Source organism: Pandoraea sp. (genome assembly GCF_004297875.1).
In the GTDB taxonomy this organism is placed as follows: domain Bacteria; phylum Pseudomonadota; class Gammaproteobacteria; order Burkholderiales; family Burkholderiaceae; genus Pandoraea.
The window spans coordinates 41,367-58,570 of sequence record NZ_SCSK01000024.1 but is presented as its reverse complement, the minus strand read 5'-3'; the positions used below and the strand labels follow the sequence as shown (position 1 = coordinate 58,570).

The 17,204-nt window shown below is 65.6% G+C and carries 12 protein-coding genes; 6 read left to right on the top strand and 6 right to left on the bottom strand.

Annotation, left to right across the window (positions count from 1 at the left end; genetic code table 11):
* Positions 1 to 158: 158 nt before the first annotated feature.
* Positions 159 to 1,631 (bottom strand): sodium:solute symporter, encoded by a 1,473-nt coding sequence (locus EPN80_RS07265; protein ID WP_293025241.1) that lies wholly within the window; start codon positions 1,629 to 1,631, stop codon positions 159 to 161.
* Positions 1,631 to 1,840, bottom strand: a complete 210-nt coding sequence (locus EPN80_RS07260; RefSeq protein ID WP_293025290.1) for a DUF3311 domain-containing protein — start codon at positions 1,838 to 1,840, stop codon at positions 1,631 to 1,633. Before EPN80_RS07260 ends, EPN80_RS07265 begins: the two co-directional genes overlap by 1 nt.
* A gap of 482 nt (positions 1,841 to 2,322) precedes the next feature.
* Between EPN80_RS07260 and EPN80_RS07255 the strand changes: the two genes are divergently transcribed.
* Positions 2,323 to 2,670 (top strand): hypothetical protein, encoded by a 348-nt coding sequence (locus EPN80_RS07255; RefSeq protein ID WP_293025239.1) that lies wholly within the window; start codon positions 2,323 to 2,325, stop codon positions 2,668 to 2,670.
* Here EPN80_RS07255 and EPN80_RS07250 read toward each other — a convergent pair.
* A complete protein-coding gene (locus EPN80_RS07250) occupies positions 2,643 to 3,884 on the bottom strand; it encodes an MFS transporter (RefSeq protein ID WP_293025237.1) in 1,242 nt (413 codons plus the stop codon). The two genes, EPN80_RS07255 and EPN80_RS07250, sit on opposite strands and share 28 nt — an antisense overlap.
* A gap of 165 nt (positions 3,885 to 4,049) precedes the next feature.
* Entirely contained in the window at positions 4,050 to 5,441 is a 1,392-nt protein-coding gene (locus tag EPN80_RS07245) for an MFS transporter (RefSeq protein ID WP_293025235.1), read from the bottom strand.
* Positions 5,442 to 5,795: 354 nt separating this feature from the next.
* On the opposite strand from EPN80_RS07245, the gene nirB reads away from it, so the two are divergent.
* From nirB to EPN80_RS07230, 3 genes are read left to right on the top strand one after another with little or no spacing between them, the layout of a single operon-like run.
* Positions 5,796 to 8,237, top strand: coding sequence for a nitrite reductase large subunit NirB (gene nirB / locus EPN80_RS07240; RefSeq protein WP_293025234.1), 2,442 nt, complete (start codon positions 5,796 to 5,798; stop codon positions 8,235 to 8,237).
* 35 nt (positions 8,238 to 8,272) lie between these two features.
* On the top strand, positions 8,273 to 8,650 hold the full coding sequence (gene nirD, locus EPN80_RS07235; protein WP_293025232.1) for a nitrite reductase small subunit NirD: 378 nt from the start codon (positions 8,273 to 8,275) through the stop codon (positions 8,648 to 8,650).
* Between the two features lie 9 nt (positions 8,651 to 8,659).
* The gene (locus EPN80_RS07230; RefSeq protein ID WP_293025230.1) at positions 8,660 to 11,467 is read left to right on the top strand and encodes a nitrate reductase; all 2,808 of its coding nucleotides are present in this window, start codon (positions 8,660 to 8,662) and stop codon (positions 11,465 to 11,467) included.
* Positions 11,468 to 11,470: 3 nt separating this feature from the next.
* Here the strand turns inward: EPN80_RS07230 and EPN80_RS07225 are convergent, their stop codons facing one another.
* Positions 11,471 to 12,373 carry a LysR family transcriptional regulator gene (locus tag EPN80_RS07225; protein WP_293025228.1) on the bottom strand — a complete coding sequence of 301 codons (903 nt, stop codon included), beginning with the start codon at positions 12,371 to 12,373 and terminating at the stop codon, positions 11,471 to 11,473.
* A gap of 118 nt (positions 12,374 to 12,491) precedes the next feature.
* On the opposite strand from EPN80_RS07225, the gene EPN80_RS07220 reads away from it, so the two are divergent.
* Positions 12,492 to 13,106 (top strand): glutathione S-transferase family protein, encoded by a 615-nt coding sequence (locus tag EPN80_RS07220; protein WP_293025226.1) that lies wholly within the window; start codon positions 12,492 to 12,494, stop codon positions 13,104 to 13,106.
* On the top strand, positions 13,103 to 14,038 hold the full coding sequence (locus EPN80_RS07215; RefSeq protein WP_293025224.1) for a pyridoxamine 5'-phosphate oxidase family protein: 936 nt from the start codon (positions 13,103 to 13,105) through the stop codon (positions 14,036 to 14,038). The genes EPN80_RS07220 and EPN80_RS07215 overlap by 4 nt, the downstream gene beginning before the upstream one ends.
* Here the strand turns inward: EPN80_RS07215 and EPN80_RS07210 are convergent.
* Entirely contained in the window at positions 14,035 to 17,202 is a 3,168-nt protein-coding gene (locus EPN80_RS07210) for an error-prone DNA polymerase (RefSeq protein WP_293025222.1), read from the bottom strand. The genes EPN80_RS07215 and EPN80_RS07210 overlap by 4 nt on opposite strands.
* Positions 17,203 to 17,204 lie beyond the last annotated feature (2 nt).

The window sequence follows — 17,204 nt, the reverse complement described above, 5'->3', positions numbered from 1 at the left end:
AAAACCGGGTGGCCTAGTGTTTACACCGATCTTGCGGACCGCATGCCTCACGGCGCCGCCTTCCCCGGTAATCCGCGATGAACCAAAAAAAATGCCGTTCGGCCAGAGCCGAACGGCATTGCGGTCCGAGGACCGGTTCTCGCGCGGCGCAGCCGGCCTCAGGCCTGCGACGATTGAGCCAGTCCGTGCTTGGGCTGGGTCATGGCACTCACGACGATCGTGACAAGGATGTTGAGGATCAGCGCGACAAAGCCGACGTTGATATCCTGCATCGAGGCCGGCAGGAACGGCAGCAGTTTGCCGATCGTGCTGTGAGTCATCGAAATGCCCACCACTGCCAGCACGCCAACCAGAATGCCGCAGAAAGCGCCCTGCTTGGTCACCTTGTTGTTTTTCGCGACGCTGCAAACCACGGCGGGGAACAACTGCGTGACGAAGTTGTAGCCCATCAGCAGCAGCGCCACGATGGTCGAGCCGCCTTTGAGCGTGAAGCCAACCGCGACCAGAGCGACCACCGGCACCAGGAAGCGCGCCAGGCGATTGGTGGCTTCGTCCGAGGCGCCATGCGCGATGCCGCCGCGATAAATATCGTTGGCAAGCAACGTCGAGGCGGACATCAAGATCATCGAGCCCGGCACCAGCGCCGTGAGCACGCCAGCCGCACCGATCACGCCGACGAACCACGGATCGAAGGTCTGAATCGACAGCTTGAACAGCGACAGATCGATATCGCCGCCCTTGAGACCCGGGACCTTGAGCACCGCGGCAAAACCGACAAAGAACACGAACAGCAAAATCAGCTGGTAAATCGGCAGCATCACGGCATTGCGGCGGAAGATCCGCTCATTCTTGGCGGTATAGAGCGAGCCGAACGTATGCGGCCACATGAAGAACCCCAGCGAGGTCAGCAGCACGGTCGACTGGAACCACACGACGCTGGTGCCCTTGTCGGAGAACTTCAGGAAGCCCGGCTTGGCCTGATCGACCGCCTGGAACATCGAGCCCAGACTGCCGTAGTAATGTATCGGCAGGTAGATGCCCAGGAAAATGACCATCACCAGAATCAGCGTGTCCTTGACCACGGCGTTCCAGGCCGAACCGCGCACGCCCGAGGCCATCACATAGGCGGCAACCACCACCGCGCCTATCCAGATCGCCGGGGTCGACGAGATGGAGCCATACGAAGCGGTTTCCACGATGATGCCCAGTCCCTTGAACTGCAATACCAGGTAAGGGATCAACGCGATCACGCCGACAATCGCCACCAGCACGCCGAGCGCCGGGCTGTTGTATTTGCGGGCGAAGTAGTGCGGCTGGGAAACCAGGCTCTCGCGTTTGGCAAAGCGCCAGATCGGCGGCAGCAGCCAATACGAAAGAATGTAGGCCAGTGCGCCGTAAGCCAAAATGTAGAACACCGCCGCGCCCTTGCCGTAGGCAAAGCCGCTGCCGCCCAGGAACGTGAAGGTCGTATAGATTTCCCCGGCCATGAGCAGGAACACGAAAGCGGTACCAAAACTGCGGCCGCCCACGGTCCATTGCTCGAGATTCATGTCTCGCCCCCGGCGTGCACGCACGCCGAGAAACAGGGCAAACAGAGTCACCAATAAAATAATGAGCAGAGCGCTATTCATCAATTCGTCTCCGAGTTGCCATTCTCACTGTGATTGGCCGGATCGTTGGCATAAATGATCGCCATGATGACCGCCGTCAAAACAATCCACATCACGAGCCATGCCAGCAGCAGCGGCATGCCCAGCACCAGAGGTTCAACCTGATTGACAAATGCAGTCCCGATTAGGATGCCTATGAAAGGCAGTACAGCAAGCCAGCGTATCGACATATTAAATATCCTTCTCGAAAGGTGAAGCGAGACACCGTGAAGGGAAAAGCTGTGCGTTACTGTATGCTGAATCATGGCGATGGCGTCATCCGCGTTAACCATGATGCTTAACATCATAAACTCGATATAGACGGCGCTGGTCATCATGCGCGGTACGCCGCGCACCGACACTCGGCGCCACTCGCGGCGCGCCAATCATGCCCGCTATGCCACGCCAGCCGGGGCGGCACGAAGTGCCGCGCAAGGATCGAAGGACTGTTAGCAGAGGACGAAATTCCGCTCGGACTGCGAGCGATGTCGTTGTTCGGAGCGTTGCAGCGATGGCGATCGGATCGCTCAATGAAACACACCGGGTCGCCGTGCATCGCGTATCGTGTCATCGATCGGCGCACTGCATTCGCCAGACGCGGCAAAGATGCTTACACTGGCGAGCTTCGATCGTGCCAGTGCAGCGCGATCGCCATACTTCGGGGAAATTATCCGTGCGAATCTTGCTTCGTTTGGGGAGTGCGCTGACACTGCTCGTCGCGTGTCAGGCTCAGGCGCAGACCGGGCTGGCCGGCAGCGCGCACCTGGGTACCCATTCGTCGATGGGCTTTGGACTCACCGCCGGACAATTCGGCGACGCAGGGATGCGAGGCAGCGGCACGAGCGGCCAGGGCGGGCTCGAAACGCGCTTTGCCAGCGAACTCGATACCTCGCCGATGCAAGCGGCAACACAGCGCCAGCGCGCGTCAGGGCCGGATCATCCACGCTTGCCCGCCATCCCGAAGCCACGGCAGCGGGTGAGCCGGCATGGCGTCTATTCCGCGCCTGCGACCGTCAAGTGAGGCTCGCGCCGGGCGCGGCGATGCAATCCAAGCGTCAGGCATGCTCCCAGCGCCGCTGAGAGCGCGGCAAACAGGAACACCTGGGCATAGCCGAACTGGCTGACCACGAGCCCGGCGACCGGCCCGGTCACACCGAGCGACAAATCGAGGAACACCGAGTATGCGCCCAGCGCCGCGCCACGGCTATGCGGCGGCACGAGCCCGACCGCCTCGACGCCCAGCGCCGGGAACACCAGCGAGAAGCCTGCGCCGGAGAGCGCCGCGCCCAGCAGCGCGACGGACGGATCAGGCGCCAGCCACAGCAGGCCCAGCCCGAGCAATTCGACGCAGAACGAGACGATGCCGACCCGGAAGCCGCCGAAGCGCTTGATGCTGTTGGCACCCAGCAGGCGCACGCCGGCAAAGCAAGTGCCGAACACGGTCAGGGTCAAGGCCGCATCGGGCCAGTGGCGGCTCGCATAAAACAAAGTGACAAAGGTCGCAATGGCACCGAAGCCGACCGAGCCGAGCGCCAGTCCGAGACCATGCGGAAGAACGCGTCCGAGCACCGCCCGAAACGCAAGCTTCTCGCCATGCACGATGGCCGTGGCGCGCTTGAGCTGAGCCAGACCGAACCCGGCCAGCGCCAGGCCAATGACCGTCACGCCGACCGCCGAGAAGCCGTAGGCGCGCTCCAGCGCGACGCCAATCGGCGCGCCGACCGCAAGCGCGCCGTAGGTTGCCACGCCGTTCCAGGAAATCACCCGGGCGGTATGGGTCGCGCCCACCTGGCCGATGCCCCAGGTGATCGCCCCGGTACCGACAAAGCTCTCGCCGCAGCCCAGCGCCAGGCGGCTTGCCAGCAGCGCCAGCAAGCTCAAGCCAGGCATGTGCTGCCACAGCGCCGAGACGAACAGCAGCGCACCGCTCACGCCGCACGCCAGCAAACCGTATAGCACCGTCTGCTTGGGTCCGACCGTGTCAGCTGTCCGCCCCGCGCGCGGCCGGCTCAGCAAAGTCGCCAGGTATTGCGCGCTGATTGCCAGCCCGGCGACCACCGAGCTGTATCCCAGGTCCAGATGCACATATGACGGCAGGATGGCCAGCGGAATGCCGATCGCCAGATAGCACAAAAAAGTGAAGAAGACCGTGGAAACGATTTGCCCCGTGACCGCAGTGTTTGACACCAGGGGCGCGCGCTGCGCCGAACGGGGAAGACAGGATTCTTTTGGCATGCGTGGGGGGACAGTGTTGCGACGGCACGAAAAAAGCCGGCGCTGCGGTTGTTTCTTTGCAGCGCCGGATATTAGGGTTTTCCCGAATCATACGCCGATTTGGTTTTTTGTGCAGCGCCGCATGGCTAATCCGGCGCTCGCCTCGAGCCGGGCCCGCCCATCCGGCTATTCCGCGTGAAGCCCTGCCAGCGCCGCCTCTCCGTGACCGGCAGCTTCCGGCGCAAGCACGGCCCAGCGCAGCCATTGCGCGCGCAGCGCCACCACCAACAGGAAAGCGCAACCGGCCAGCGCGCCAAAGGTGGCAAAACCCATTTGGTAGCTACCGGTGCTTTCCTTGGCGATGCCCATGACAACCGGTAAGTAAAACCCGCCAATGCCGCCAGCCGCGCCAATGATGCCCGACATCAGGCCGGTCTTGCCCTGCCAGCGATGCGGCACCAATTGAAACGTGGCGCCGTTGCCCAGGCCGAAACCTAAATACAGGACCAACAACAGAGCGATACCGCTGCCCAACGGTGGCATCCATATCGCGAAGGCCAGATCGCACAGCGAAATCAACGCAAGCAGTGCGAGCAGCGCGCGCACGCCCGAGATACGATCGGCCGCCCAACCGCCGAGCGGACGCACCATCGCGCCGGTAAAGGCCAGCAGCGCCATGAACAAGCCTGCCTCGACTTTCGGCATCTGATAGAGATTGGTCAGCAGCAGCGTGACATACGAGGACATGCCGACGAACCCGCCGAAAGTGATGCTATAGATCAGCATGATCACCCAAGTGTCGCGCTCGGCCAGCACGGTGCGGTATTTCGACGGCAAGACCGCGATCGCCAGCAGCGCACCCAGCACCGGCAGCAACAGTACGCCGGTCCTGCCCTGGCCTAACAACCCCGCCGGCACCGCCAGCACCAACAGCATCAACCCGGCCAGGTTCAGCACGAAGCCGCCGAACGCACGCACCGCACTGCCGCCTTTGGGCGCGCGATCGCGCGCCCACAGAAACACCGCCACGGCGGCCACGGCCAGCAGAATCACCGCCGCGCCCGCCGCCTTCTGCCAACCGAAGTGCGTCGCCAGTCCCGGGAACAAGAAGCCATCGAGCACCGCGCCGATATTGCCGGCCGCGGCCACACCCAGCACCAGCCCCTGCACGCGCGGCGGATAGTTGCTGCCGGCAATCGGCAGCGCGATCGCAAAACTGGCGCCGCCTACGCCGAGAAACACACCCAGCACCAGCAGCAGCGAATACGACGGCACGCCAGGCAGCAACGGCAACACAATGGCGGGCAGCGCTGAGAGCGAGATCCCCATCAGGGCGATGCGCCGCCCATCGGCCGATTGATACAGATTACCCAGCGTGACGCGCAGGATCGCCGCGGCCAGCACCGGCACGGCCACCAGGAATCCCTGCTGGGCCGGACTCATGGCGATGTCTTTGGCAATGAAAGGCGCCAGCGGCCCATATAGCACCCACACGGTGAAGCCGGTATCGAAATAAAGGAAACACGCCAGCAAAGCGCGCCAGTCACCGCTGCGCAGCGAAATCAGCAGATTTTTCATTGCAAACCTCTCCCGGTTGTCGAGTCATCCGAAGGATCGAGCAAGTTCGATGCCACCCGCCTTCGCAGGCGTGCGCGCCTGGCCGGGGGCCTCCGAGGCATGCCGCTGCGCAGCATTTCGCGGCGTGGGCGAGCCGGCCGGGACACCGCGCCCCCATGCAAGGCCGGCGCGCCCTTATGCCCGTATATGGCCAGACGGCACAGGCAACGTGCGCGCCATGCGCCGCGATGGTGCGTGCCGGCGCGAATGCGCCGTTGACATCGGCACCACGTCCCCTTTATGCCGTGGCATGCATCTTGCTCGAATCTTTTCAAGCAGCGCGGGCAGCGCCGCAATTCAAAGAGCGAGGTTGCAATGCGGAAGATGAAACTGGTGATGGTGGGTAACGGCATGGCGGGCGTGCGCGCCATCGAGGAACTCCTCAAACTGGCCCCGGATATGTATGACATCACGGTGTTCGGCGCCGAGCCGCATCCAAATTACAACCGGATTCTGCTCTCGCCGGTGCTCGCCGGAGAGCAGACCGTCGAGCAGATCGTACTCAACTCGTTCGAGTGGTATCGCGAGCATGGCATCACCCTGCATACGGGCAAGAAGGTCACCAAAATCGACCGCGTGCGGCGCCAGGTCAGCACCGACGACGGCATCGTTTGCGACTACGACCGCCTGTTGCTGGCCACTGGCTCCGACCCGTTCATCCTGCCCGTGCCGGGGCACGATCTGGACGGCGTACTGGCCTATCGCGACATCGCCGACACGCAGGCGATGATCGACGCCGCCGCGCGCTACCGCGCCGCGGTGGTCATCGGCGGCGGACTGCTCGGTCTGGAAGCGGCCAACGGCCTGGCCGCGCGCGGCATGCAAGTCACTGTGGTACATCTGGCCGAGTGGCTGCTGGAACGCCAGCTCGACCGCACCGCCGGCGACTTGCTCAAGCAATCGCTCGAGGCGCGCGGCCTGCACTTCAAACTTGGCGCGCAAACCGCCGCGCTGCTGGGCACCGGGCCCGGCGAGACCGGTCGCGTGCGCGCCGTGCGTCTGGCCGGCGGAGAAGAAATTCCGGCCGACCTGGTGGTCATGGCCGTCGGCATCCGGCCCAACACGGCGCTGGCCGAATCGGCCGGCATTCACTGCCAGCGCGGCATCGTCGTCAACGACACGATGCAGACCTTCGATCCGCGCATTTACGCGGTCGGTGAATGCGTCAGCCATCGCGGCGTGGCCTATGGACTGGTGGCGCCGCTGTTCGAACAGGCCAAGGTGTGTGCCAATCACCTCGCGCACTTCGGCATCGGCCGCTATACCGGCTCGGTCACCTCGACCAAGCTCAAGGTCACCGGCATCGATCTGTTCTCGGCGGGGGATTTCATGGGCAGCCCCGGCGCCGAGGAAATCACGCTGGCCGACCCGCTCGGTGGCGTCTACAAAAAACTCGTGCTCAAGGACGACAAGCTGATCGGCGCCTGCCTTTATGGCGACACCGTAGATAGCGCGTGGTACTTCAAGCTGCTGCGCGAAGGGCGCGACATAGCGGCGATTCGCGACACGCTGATGTTCGGCGAAGCGAATCTGGGCGATGCCGGCCACGGCGGCGCCGAGCGTGCGATGCAAATGGCCGACACGGCCGAAGTGTGCGGCTGCAACGGCGTGTGCAAGGGCACCATCGTGCAGGCGATCAAGCAGCAGGGCCTGTTTACGCTCGAAGACGTGCGCAAGCACACCAAGGCCTCGGCCTCTTGCGGCTCGTGCACCGGCCTGGTCGAGCAAATCCTGATGACCACCCTGGGCGGCGACTACTCGGCCGCGCCCAAGCAAAAGGCTTTGTGCGGCTGCACTGATCACACCCATGCCGAGGTGCGCCAGGCCATTCGCGAGCACCAGTTGTTCTCGCTCGATGCGGCCATGCGCTTTCTCGAATGGCGCACGCCCAATGGCTGCGCGACCTGCCGTCCGGCCCTCAACTATTACCTGATCAGCACCTGGCCGCATCAGGCCAAGGACGATCCACAGGCGCGTTTCATCAACGAGCGCGCGCACGCCAACATTCAGAAAGACGGCACCTACTCGGTGGTGCCGCGCATGTGGGGCGGCGTGACCACCTCGGCCGAACTGCGCCGTATCGCCGACGTGGTCGACAGATACCAGGTGCCCGCGGTGAAGGTCACCGGCGGCCAGCGCATCGATCTGCTCGGGGTCAAGAAAGAGGATCTGCCGGCCATCTGGGCCGACCTCGGCATGCCGTCGGGCCATGCGTATGCCAAGGCGCTGCGCACCGTCAAAACCTGTGTCGGCTCGGAATGGTGCCGCTTCGGCACGCAGGACTCGACCCGCATGGGCCAGGAGCTGGAGCGCGCGCTGTGGCGCATGTATGCGCCACACAAGGTCAAGCTGGCGGTGTCGGGCTGCCCGCGCAACTGCGCCGAGTCGGGCATCAAGGATGTCGGCATCATCGGCGTCGATTCGGGCTGGGAAATTTATGTGGCCGGCAATGGCGGCATCAAGACCGAAGTCGCGCAATTCCTCGTCAAGGTGAAAACCCACGAGGAGGTACTCGAATATGCCGGCGCCTTTTTGCAGTTGTATCGAGAGGAAGGCTGGTATCTCGAGCGCACCGTGCACTACGTCGGCCGGGTCGGACTCGATTACGTCAAGAAGCGCGTGCTCGACGATGCGGCCAACCGGCGCGCGCTGTGGGAGCGCCTGCAGTTCGCGCTGCGCGACGAGCCCGATCCCTGGCACCAGCCGGCCGAGGCCGCTGTCGATCTGCGCCAGTTCGAGCCGCTTACGCTGGCGTGACCCTGAGGCTGCCGAATTCATCCGAGGATATTGCAATGCTTGACGACAACTGGCTGGCCATTTGCCAAATCGATGACATCCCCGTACTGGGCGCGCGCTTGCTCAGGCGTGCGCAACATGCCGATATCGCCATCTTCCGCAACGGCGAAGACAAGGTGTTCGCCGTACTCGATCGCTGTCCGCACAAGGGCGGCCCGCTCTCGCAAGGCATCGTGCATGGCGAGCGCGTCACCTGTCCGCTGCACGGCTGGCAGATCGGCCTGGGCGACGGCTGCGCGCTCAGCCCGGACGCCGGTTGCGCGCCAACCTTCGCGGTGCAGTGCGACAAGCGCACCGTGTACATGCTGCGCAGCGAGTTATCCCAGCCCGAGGCCGCGGCAAACATGCAAGCGCTCGCCGCCGGCGCGGCGTAAGGCCGATCCATGGCTGATAGCCTGCCCGCCAAACCCATTGCGCGCCGCACGCGCTCGACCTGCTGTTATTGCGGGGTCGGTTGCGGCGTGGTGATCGACAGCCTGCATCACCCGGACGGTCGCGACGAAATCGTCGGGGTCGCCGGCGACCCCGACCATCCTGCCAATTTCGGCCGGCTGTGCACCAAGGGCAGCACCTTGCATCTGACCGCCGCGCCGCATCGCTACGCCCAGGTGCGCGCGGCGCAACCCGCGCTGCGGCGCAGCCGTGCCGATGCGCTGGCACCGGCCGGCTGGGGCGACGCGCTCGATCACGTCGCGCAGCGCCTGGCCGACATCGTGCAGCGACACGGGCCCGACGCTGTCGCTTTTTACGTGTCCGGCCAACTGCTCACGGAGGACTATTACGTCTTCAACAAACTCGCCAAAGGCTTGATCGGCACCAATAACATCGACTCGAACTCGCGGCTGTGCATGAGTTCGGCGGTGGCCGGCTACAAGGGTGCTTTCGGCGTCGATGCACCGCCTTGCAGCTATGAGGACATCGAATTGGCCGGCACGGTTTTCATCGCCGGCGCCAACCCCGCCTACGCCCACCCGGTGCTTTACCGGCGGCTCGAGGAGGCACGCGCCCGGCATCCGGCCATGCGCGTGATCGTTGCCGATCCACGCCGCACCGATACGGCGCAAAGCGCCGACCTGTTTCTGCCACTGCAGCCCGGCACCGACGTCGCGCTATTCCATGGCATGCTGCACGTGATGTTGTGGGAGGGCCTGATCGATCGCGCCTACATCAACGAACACACGGAAGGTTTCGACGCGCTGCGGGCCGCCGTACATGAATTCACGCCGGGCGTGGCTGCGCAGCTGTGCGGCCTGAAAGCCGACGACATCGTCACCGCCGCGCGCTGGTTCGCCCAGGGCCCGACGCTGTCGCTGTACTGCCAGGGATTGAATCAATCCTCGAGCGGCACCGCGAAGAATCGCGCCCTGATCAATCTGCACCTGGCCACCGGACAGCTCGGCACGCCCGGCGCCGGTCCCTTCTCGCTGACCGGACAACCGAATGCGATGGGCGGGCGCGAGGTCGGCGCAATGGCCAACCTGATGTCAGGCCACCGCAATCTCGGCAACCCCGCGCATCGGGCCGAAATCGCCCGCCTGTGGGACGTGCCGAGCGTGCCGATGCAACCCGGCAAGACCGCGGTCGAGATTTTCGACGGGCTGCGCGACGGCACCATCAAGGCCGTGTGGATCGCCTGCACCAACCCCGCGCAATCACTGCCGTCGCAAACCGCCGTGCGCGCGGCACTGAGCCAGGCCGAGTTCGTGGTGGTGCAGGAGGCTTATCGCAATACCGCCACGGTACCCCATGCCGACGTATTGCTGCCGGCCACCACGTGGGGCGAGAAAGAAGGCACGGTCACGAATTCGGAGCGCCGCATCTCGCGCGTGCGCGCGGCCGTGGCGCCGTTTGGCGCAGCCCGGCACGACTGGCAGATCGTGTGCGACGTGGCGCGGCGCCTCGAAGCACGCCTGCGTCCTGGGCAAGCCACCCTGTTTCCTTATGACTCGCCCGAGGCAATCTGGCTCGAGCATCGCGCCACTACCGTGGGCCGCGATCTCGATATCGGCGGGCTCTCCTACTCGCTGCTCGAGACCGAAGGCCCTCAGCAGTGGCCATTCCCCGCAGGAGCCACGCAAGGCCGGCAGCGCCTGTTCAGCCAGGGCCGCTTTCATACCGGCGACGGTCGCGCGCGTTTTGCCGATGTGTCGTACACGCCGCCGGCCGAAGCCATCGACGCGCGCTATCCATTTTCGCTGAACACCGGCCGCCTGCGCGATCAGTGGCATGGCATGAGCCGCACCGGATCGCTCGAACAGTCGTTCGGCCACGCGGCGGAACCGTGCGTCGACCTGCATCCGCGCGACGTCGAGCGACTCGGATTGCAGGAAGGCGCGTTCGTTCATCTCACCTCGCGGCGCGGCAGCCAGATCCTGCCTGTGCATGCCACCGACGGCGTGGCTCCCGGACAAGCCTTCGTGGCCATGCATTGGGGCGAGGAATACGTCTCCGGCGTGGCGGGCCGGCAAGCCGCCTTCGGCGTGAACAGCCTGACGCTGCCCGCGCTCGACCCGCACTCGCTGCAACCGGAGTTAAAGCACAGCGCGGTCAAGATCCTGCCGGCCGAACTGCCATGGCAATGGGTTGTGTTCGCCTGGTTGCCGGCCGATCAGGTGCTGCTGCGGCAGATGCATCTGCGACGCTATTTCAAATGCTTCCCCTACGCCAGTTGCGTGCCGTTCGGTCGCCCGGGCGGCGCGCACAGCGGGCTATTGTGGCGCGTGGCCGCCTACGAGCGCGCCGACGACGCGCTGCAGCAGGAAATCGAAACGTTGTTTGGATTGGCTGGTGTGCCGCAGGCCAAAGTGCTGAGCTATCACGATCACCGGCGCGGCACGACGCGGCGCCTGCGCATCGAGGACGGCGTGCTGCAGGCCGTCTCGTTAGCCGGCGACGTGAGCGCGGCGGGCTGGCTGCGCGAAATGCTGGAAAGCGGCCAGACGACCTCCACGCTGGGGCGCCTGCTGCTGTTGCCCAGCCGCACCGCGCCGGCCGGGGTGCAGCCGCGCGGCAAGACCATATGCAATTGCAACGGCGTCACCGAGAGCCAGATCAACGCCTGTCTGGCCGATCGACATGGCCCGCCCGAGGCCCGTCTGCGCGCGTTGCAGGACACCCTCAAATGCGGCACGACGTGCGGCTCCTGCCTGCCTGAATTGCGCCGCATGGTGGCGCCAGCGGCACAGCACTGAGCGTCAGCGCATCGGCCGTATCACGTCGAGCCGGTTGAGTTGCTCGGCCGCATGGTCAAGAAACGCGCGCAGCTTGGGCGCCATGTGCCGCGCGCTGGGCATCACCAGATGCACCGGCAACGGTGGCGGTTCATACTCGGCGAGCAGGCGCACCAGCGTGCCGGCGGCGAGATCGTCGACCACCTGGTAGGACAGCACGCGGCCGATGCCGCGATGACTTTTTACGGCCAGCAGCGTCGCGTCGATTGCGTTGACCGTCAGGCGCGGCGTGAGCGCCACCACCTGGTCGCGCCCGGCATGACGGAAACGCCACTCCGGCGCCACCGGCCGGCTGGCTGTATAGACCACTTCATGCGCGGCCAGGTCGCCCGGCGTACCGGGCCAGCCGTGCCGGGCCAGATAGTCCGGGCTGGCCACCCACATGCGCCGGACTTCGCCGACGCGGCGCGCCACCAGGCTGGCGTCGACGAGCGTCCCGATCCGCACCGCCACGTCGAGCCCCTCTTCGATCAAATCCAGATTGGCGTCGCTGAGCACCAGCTCGACCCGCATCGCCGGGTATTTATCGAGATAGCTGGTCACCACCGGCGTGACGTGGCGCCGCCCGAAAATGCGCGGTGCCGTGACGCGCAACCTGCCCTGCAGCGGTGCATCGGCATCCTCGCGCACCGCCGCCTCGTAATCGGCCAGCAAGCGGCGCGCGTGCTCGGCCAGCCGCGCGCCCGCCTCGGTCGCGCTCAGATTGCGCGTGGAGCGCTCGACCAGGCGCATGCCCACGCGCGCTTCGAGCGCCGCCAGCGTGCGCGTGACGGCCGGCGGCGAGCGGCGCAGCCGGCGCCCGGCGGCGGCCAGACTGCCGGTATCGAGGATGGCGATCAATACGCTGAGTTCATCGAGTCGGTCCATGGGGATAAGCCTTTCATCATTCCGATTATCGGAAGACTGACTTTCAGTATATCGATATTTACGTCAAATATCGGAATGACTAATCTGTTCTCACTTCCTTAACCAGCATGGTCCGATCATGTCCGAATCAACAATTACCTTGCACGGCACCCGGCTCTCCGGGCACTCGCACCGCGTCGAGCTGATGCTGTCGATACTCGGCCTGCCGTATCGCTTCATCGATACGCCAGCCGAGGTGCGCCGCAGCGCCGGGTTCCGCATGCTCAATCCGCTTGGCCAGATCCCGGTGCTCGACGACGGCGGCCTGGTGCTGTGCGACAGCAATGCGATCCTGGTTTATCTGGCCAGGCGCTACGCCCCCGGCAGCCATTGGCTGCCGGACGATCCCGTGCCGGCCGCCCAAGTGCAGCGCTGGCTGTCGATCGCCGCGGGCGAAATCCGCTTCGGGCCGGCCGCCGCCCGCGTGATCCGGCGCTGGGGCGCACCGGGCGACGACGTCGGCCCGGCGATGCACACCGCTTACAGGCTCATGCCATTCATGGAGCAGCATCTGAGCGGCCGGCGCTACCTGGCGGCCGATCACCCCACGCTGGCCGACCTGGCGTGCTACTCGTACATCGCCCACGCGCCGGAGGGCGGCATCGCGCTCACGCCCTACCCCAACATCCGGGCCTGGCTCGCGCAGGTCGAGGCATTGCCGGGGTTCGTCGCCATGCCGGTGAGCGTGTCATGAATCCGGACACACCGTTAGCCTCAGCCCTTTTCCACGACGGTGAGTTGCTGGCTCAGGAACTCGCCGGCGGCGGTCCGCGCGGCGCGGCCATACGCGAGTTCATGCCCGACCAGCACCGCGCATTCTTTGCAGCCTTGCCGTTCCTGTTTCTGGGCGCAACCGATGCCGACGGGTGGCCAGTGGCGACGATGCTGGCCGGACCACCGGGATTTATCGCCTCGCCGGACCCGCATGGTTTGCAAATCGATCTCCACGCGCAGGCTGCCGATCCGGTGGTCGCCGGCCTGACGCCGCACAGCCAGGTCGGGCTGCTCGGTATCGACCTCGGCACGCGGCGCCGCAACCGGGTCAATGGCACCGTCGCGGCAATCGACCATCATCGGCTGGAGATCGCCGTGACGCAGTCGTTCGGCAATTGCCCCCGATATATTCAGATGCGCGAAATTCGCGAGGCGCCGCCGGCCCGCATGGCCGCGACGCATTTCACCGCGCTGGATGCGAGGTCGCGCGATCTGATCGCGGGCGCCGATACTTGCTTCGTGGCCACGGCCAGCGGAGCGGGCTCGGCGGGCAACGCGGCCGGGGTCGATATTTCGCATCGGGGCGGGCGACCGGGTTTCGTGCGCATCGACGGCAACACCCTGACCGTGCCTGATTTCAGCGGCAACCGTTATTTCAATACGCTCGGCAATCTCGTGCGCGAACCGCGTGCGGCGATGCTGTTCGTCGATTTCTCGAACGGCGATCTGCTGCAGCTGCAAGGCACCACCGAGATCGTCTGGGACGCGGCCGCGCTCGGCGAGTTTGCCGGCGCCGAGCGGTTCTGGCGCTTTCAGGTCGTGCGCGGCTGGTACCGGCCGGGCGCCGTACCGCTGCGCTGGAGCGGCGGCACCCTGTCGCCGGCCACCGAGCGCACCGGCGTCTGGGGCTAATGAAAATTGCGGCTGGGAGTCATCAGCCGCCCCAGTAGCGGCGACAGATCGATCAGCCGGCGCGCCACCAGATGGCGCACCACATGCTCGCCCTCGCCCGTGCATTGCCAGATGCCATGCACAGCCATCAAGCGCGTGCCGAGCAGTTCCTTGCGCTGGCGCTCGACCAGATCGGGCCAGACGATCACGTTGACGACCCCGGTCTCGTCTTCGAGCGAGACAAAAACCGTGCCCTTGGCGGTGCCGGGTCGCTGCCGCATCGTCACGATGCCGCAGGCGCGGACGCGCCGGCCATTGGGCAGATCGCGCAGCTCCTGGGCCGATTTGAGCCGCATGGCGCTCAGGCGCGGGCGCAATAGCGCCAGCGGGTGGCGCCGCAGCGTCAGGCCGGTGCTGGCATAGTCGGCCAGAATCTCCTCGCCTTCGCGCAACCTCGGCAACGGCACCCGGTCACCGTCGTCCTGCAGCGTGGGTTGGCCCAGCAGCGGCGTAGCCGGCAAATGGGCGGCGACCGTCCATTGAGCCTGACGCCTTCCGCCCAGCAACGTAGCCAGTGCATCGGCCGCAGCCAGCGCGGCCAGTTCCTGGCGGCTCAGTTGCGCCCGCGCGGCCAGATCGTCGATGTCGCGATAAGGGGCCTGAGCACGCGCCTGCGCGATCCGCCGCGCCGCGCCGGCGGCCAGCCCCGCGACTTGCGCCAAGCCCAACCGCACGGCGGGCGGCATGCCGCCGTCGCGCGCTTCGAGCGTACAAGCCGGGTCGCTGGCAGTCACATCGACGGCCCGCACTTCGACCTGATGGCGCCGCGCATCCTGCACCAGTTGCGAGGCCGAATAAAAACCCATCGGCTGGCTGTTGAGCAGCGCGCAGAGAAAAATGGCCGGCTCGTGCCGCTTGATCCATGCGCTGGCATAGACCAGTTGCGCGAAGCTGGCCGCGTGGCTCTCGGGAAATCCGTATTCGCCGAACCCCTCGATCTGACGGCAAATGGCTTCGGCGAAGGTTCGCTCGTAGCCGTTTTTCAGCATGCCCGCGATGATTTTTTCCTGGAATTTCTCCAGTCCGCCCTTGCGCCGCCAGGCGGCCATCGAGCGACGCAGATCGTCGGCCTCGCCAGCGGTGAAGTCAGCCGCGATCATCGCGATCTGCATCACCTGCTCCTGGAAGATCGGCACGCCCAGCGTGCGCGCCAGCGCGGGCGCCAAAGCGTCCTTGGCGTAGTGAATTTTCTCCAGCGGCTCCTGCCGGCGCTTCAAATAAGGATGCACCATGCCCCCCTGGATCGGGCCGGGCCGCACGATCGCCACCTGTACCACCAGGTCGTAGAACTTGCGGGGCTGCAGGCGCGGCAGCATGCTCATCTGCGCGCGCGACTCGACCTGGAACACGCCCACGGTATCGGCCCGGCACAGCATCTCGTAAGTGGCCGGATCCTCGCGCGGAATATCGGCCAGGTCGAGCCAGCGGCCATGCCGCTGCCCCAGCATATCGAGCGCGCGGCGCAAGGCCGAGAGCATGCCGAGCGCCAGCACGTCGACCTTGAGCAGCTTGAGCGCTTCGAGATCGTCCTTGTCCCACTGGATGATGCAGCGCTCGGGCATCGCGGCGTTCTCAATTGGCACCAACCGCGAGAGCTTGCCGCGCGAGATGACGAAGCCGCCGGTATGCTGCGACAAATGCCGCGGGAATCCGACCAGTTGCTCGACCAGTTCGCACCAGTGACGCACCGCCGGCGCCTCGGGCGACAGACCCTGGCGCGCCAAGCGCTGCAGCAGGTCGCGGCGGCCGTCCCACCACTGCTGGCCGGCGCACACCTGGTCGACGATCGATGCGTCGATGCCAAGCGCCTTGCCGGTCTCGCGCAAGGCGCTGCGCGTGCGATAGGTGGTCACGGCCGCGGCCAGCGCGGCGCGCTGCCGCCCGTATTTGCCATAGATGTATTGGATCACTTCCTCGCGCCGCTGGTGCTCGAAATCTACGTCGATATCGGGCGGCTCGTTACGTTCGCGCGACAGGAAGCGGCCGAACAGCAACTGGCTTTGCGCCGGATCGACCGCCGTGATGCCCAGGCAGTAGCACACCGCCGAATTGGCGGCCGAGCCGCGGCCCTGGCACAGGATCTTTCGCTCCCGGGCAAATTTGACGATGTCGTAGACCGTCAGGAAATAAGGCTCGTAGGCCAGCTCGGCGATCAGCGCCAATTCCTCGGCGAGCTGTTTGCTCACGCTCTCCGGCACGCCCTGCGGATACCGCTGCCGCGCGCCGGCCAGGACTTCCCGGCGCAGATAATCGGCCGGCGTCAAGCCGCACGGCACCAGTTCGTCGGGGTATTCGTAGCGCAGTTCGTCGAGATTGAAAGTGCAGCGCCCGGCAATCTCGACAGTGGCCTGCAGCGCCTCGGGCGGATAGAGCGCGGCCAGCCGCAGGCGCGAGCGCAAGTGCTGCTCGGCATTGGGCATCAGTGCGGTGCCGCAGGCTTGCACCGGCCGGCCCAGGCGGATCGCGCTCAACGTGTCCTGCAAGGGCTTGCGCGAGCGTACATGCATCAGCACGTGTCCGGCGGCAGCCAGCGGCACGCCGGTCTCGCGCGCGACCGACGTCAGGCACGCCTGGTGCAGATCGTCGTCGGGTCGATGCAGCAATTCGAGCGCCAGCCACAGGCGTCCCGAGAACAAACGGGCGGCCCAGGCAACCTGCTCGCGCAGGCGCTCGCGTGCGACGCCGTGGGGCGGCACCAGCAGCACCAGGCAATCCGGCAGTCCGCGCAGATGCGCGCATGGCGGCGGCGGATCGGCCAGGTCTTGCGGCGTGAGCCGGTAGCCCTCCTGCTTGCGCCCGCGCGTGCGCGCCAGCGTGATGAGTTCCGACAGGTTGCCGTAGCCTTCGCGGTTCTGCGCCAGCACCACCAGATGCACGGCCGACGCCCCGTCAACGTCGACCAATCGCAATTCGCTGCCGATCAGCAAGTGCAGCCCCTGTCGCTTGGCTTCGCCATGTGCTCGCACCACCCCGGCCAGCGAACACTCGTCAGTCAGAGCCAATGCCTGATAGCCCAACCGTGCTGCGCGCTCGACCAATTCTTCGGGATGCGAAGCACCACACAGGAAAGTGAAATTCGACAGGCAATGCAATTCCGCATAAGCGGGCAGGACGGATGCGTTCATGC

Excerpts from the sequence above, each read along its gene's own strand:
- EPN80_RS07265 (WP_293025241.1), bottom strand. The coding sequence starts at position 1,631 with ATGAATAGCGCTCTGCTCATTATTTTATTGGTGACTCTGTTTGCCCTG.
- EPN80_RS07260 (WP_293025290.1), bottom strand. The coding sequence starts at position 1,840 with ATGTCGATACGCTGGCTTGCTGTACTGCCTTTCATAGGCATCCTAATC.
- EPN80_RS07250 (WP_293025237.1), bottom strand. The coding sequence starts at position 3,884 with ATGCCAAAAGAATCCTGTCTTCCCCGTTCGGCGCAGCGCGCGCCCCTG.
- EPN80_RS07245 (WP_293025235.1), bottom strand. The coding sequence starts at position 5,441 with ATGAAAAATCTGCTGATTTCGCTGCGCAGCGGTGACTGGCGCGCTTTG.
- nirB (WP_293025234.1), top strand. The coding sequence starts at position 5,796 with ATGCGGAAGATGAAACTGGTGATGGTGGGTAACGGCATGGCGGGCGTG.
- nirD (WP_293025232.1), top strand. The coding sequence starts at position 8,273 with ATGCTTGACGACAACTGGCTGGCCATTTGCCAAATCGATGACATCCCC.
- EPN80_RS07230 (WP_293025230.1), top strand. The coding sequence starts at position 8,660 with ATGGCTGATAGCCTGCCCGCCAAACCCATTGCGCGCCGCACGCGCTCG.
- EPN80_RS07225 (WP_293025228.1), bottom strand. The coding sequence starts at position 12,373 with ATGGACCGACTCGATGAACTCAGCGTATTGATCGCCATCCTCGATACC.
- EPN80_RS07220 (WP_293025226.1), top strand. The coding sequence starts at position 12,492 with ATGTCCGAATCAACAATTACCTTGCACGGCACCCGGCTCTCCGGGCAC.
- EPN80_RS07215 (WP_293025224.1), top strand. The coding sequence starts at position 13,103 with ATGAATCCGGACACACCGTTAGCCTCAGCCCTTTTCCACGACGGTGAG.
- EPN80_RS07210 (WP_293025222.1), bottom strand. The coding sequence starts at position 17,202 with ATGAACGCATCCGTCCTGCCCGCTTATGCGGAATTGCATTGCCTGTCG.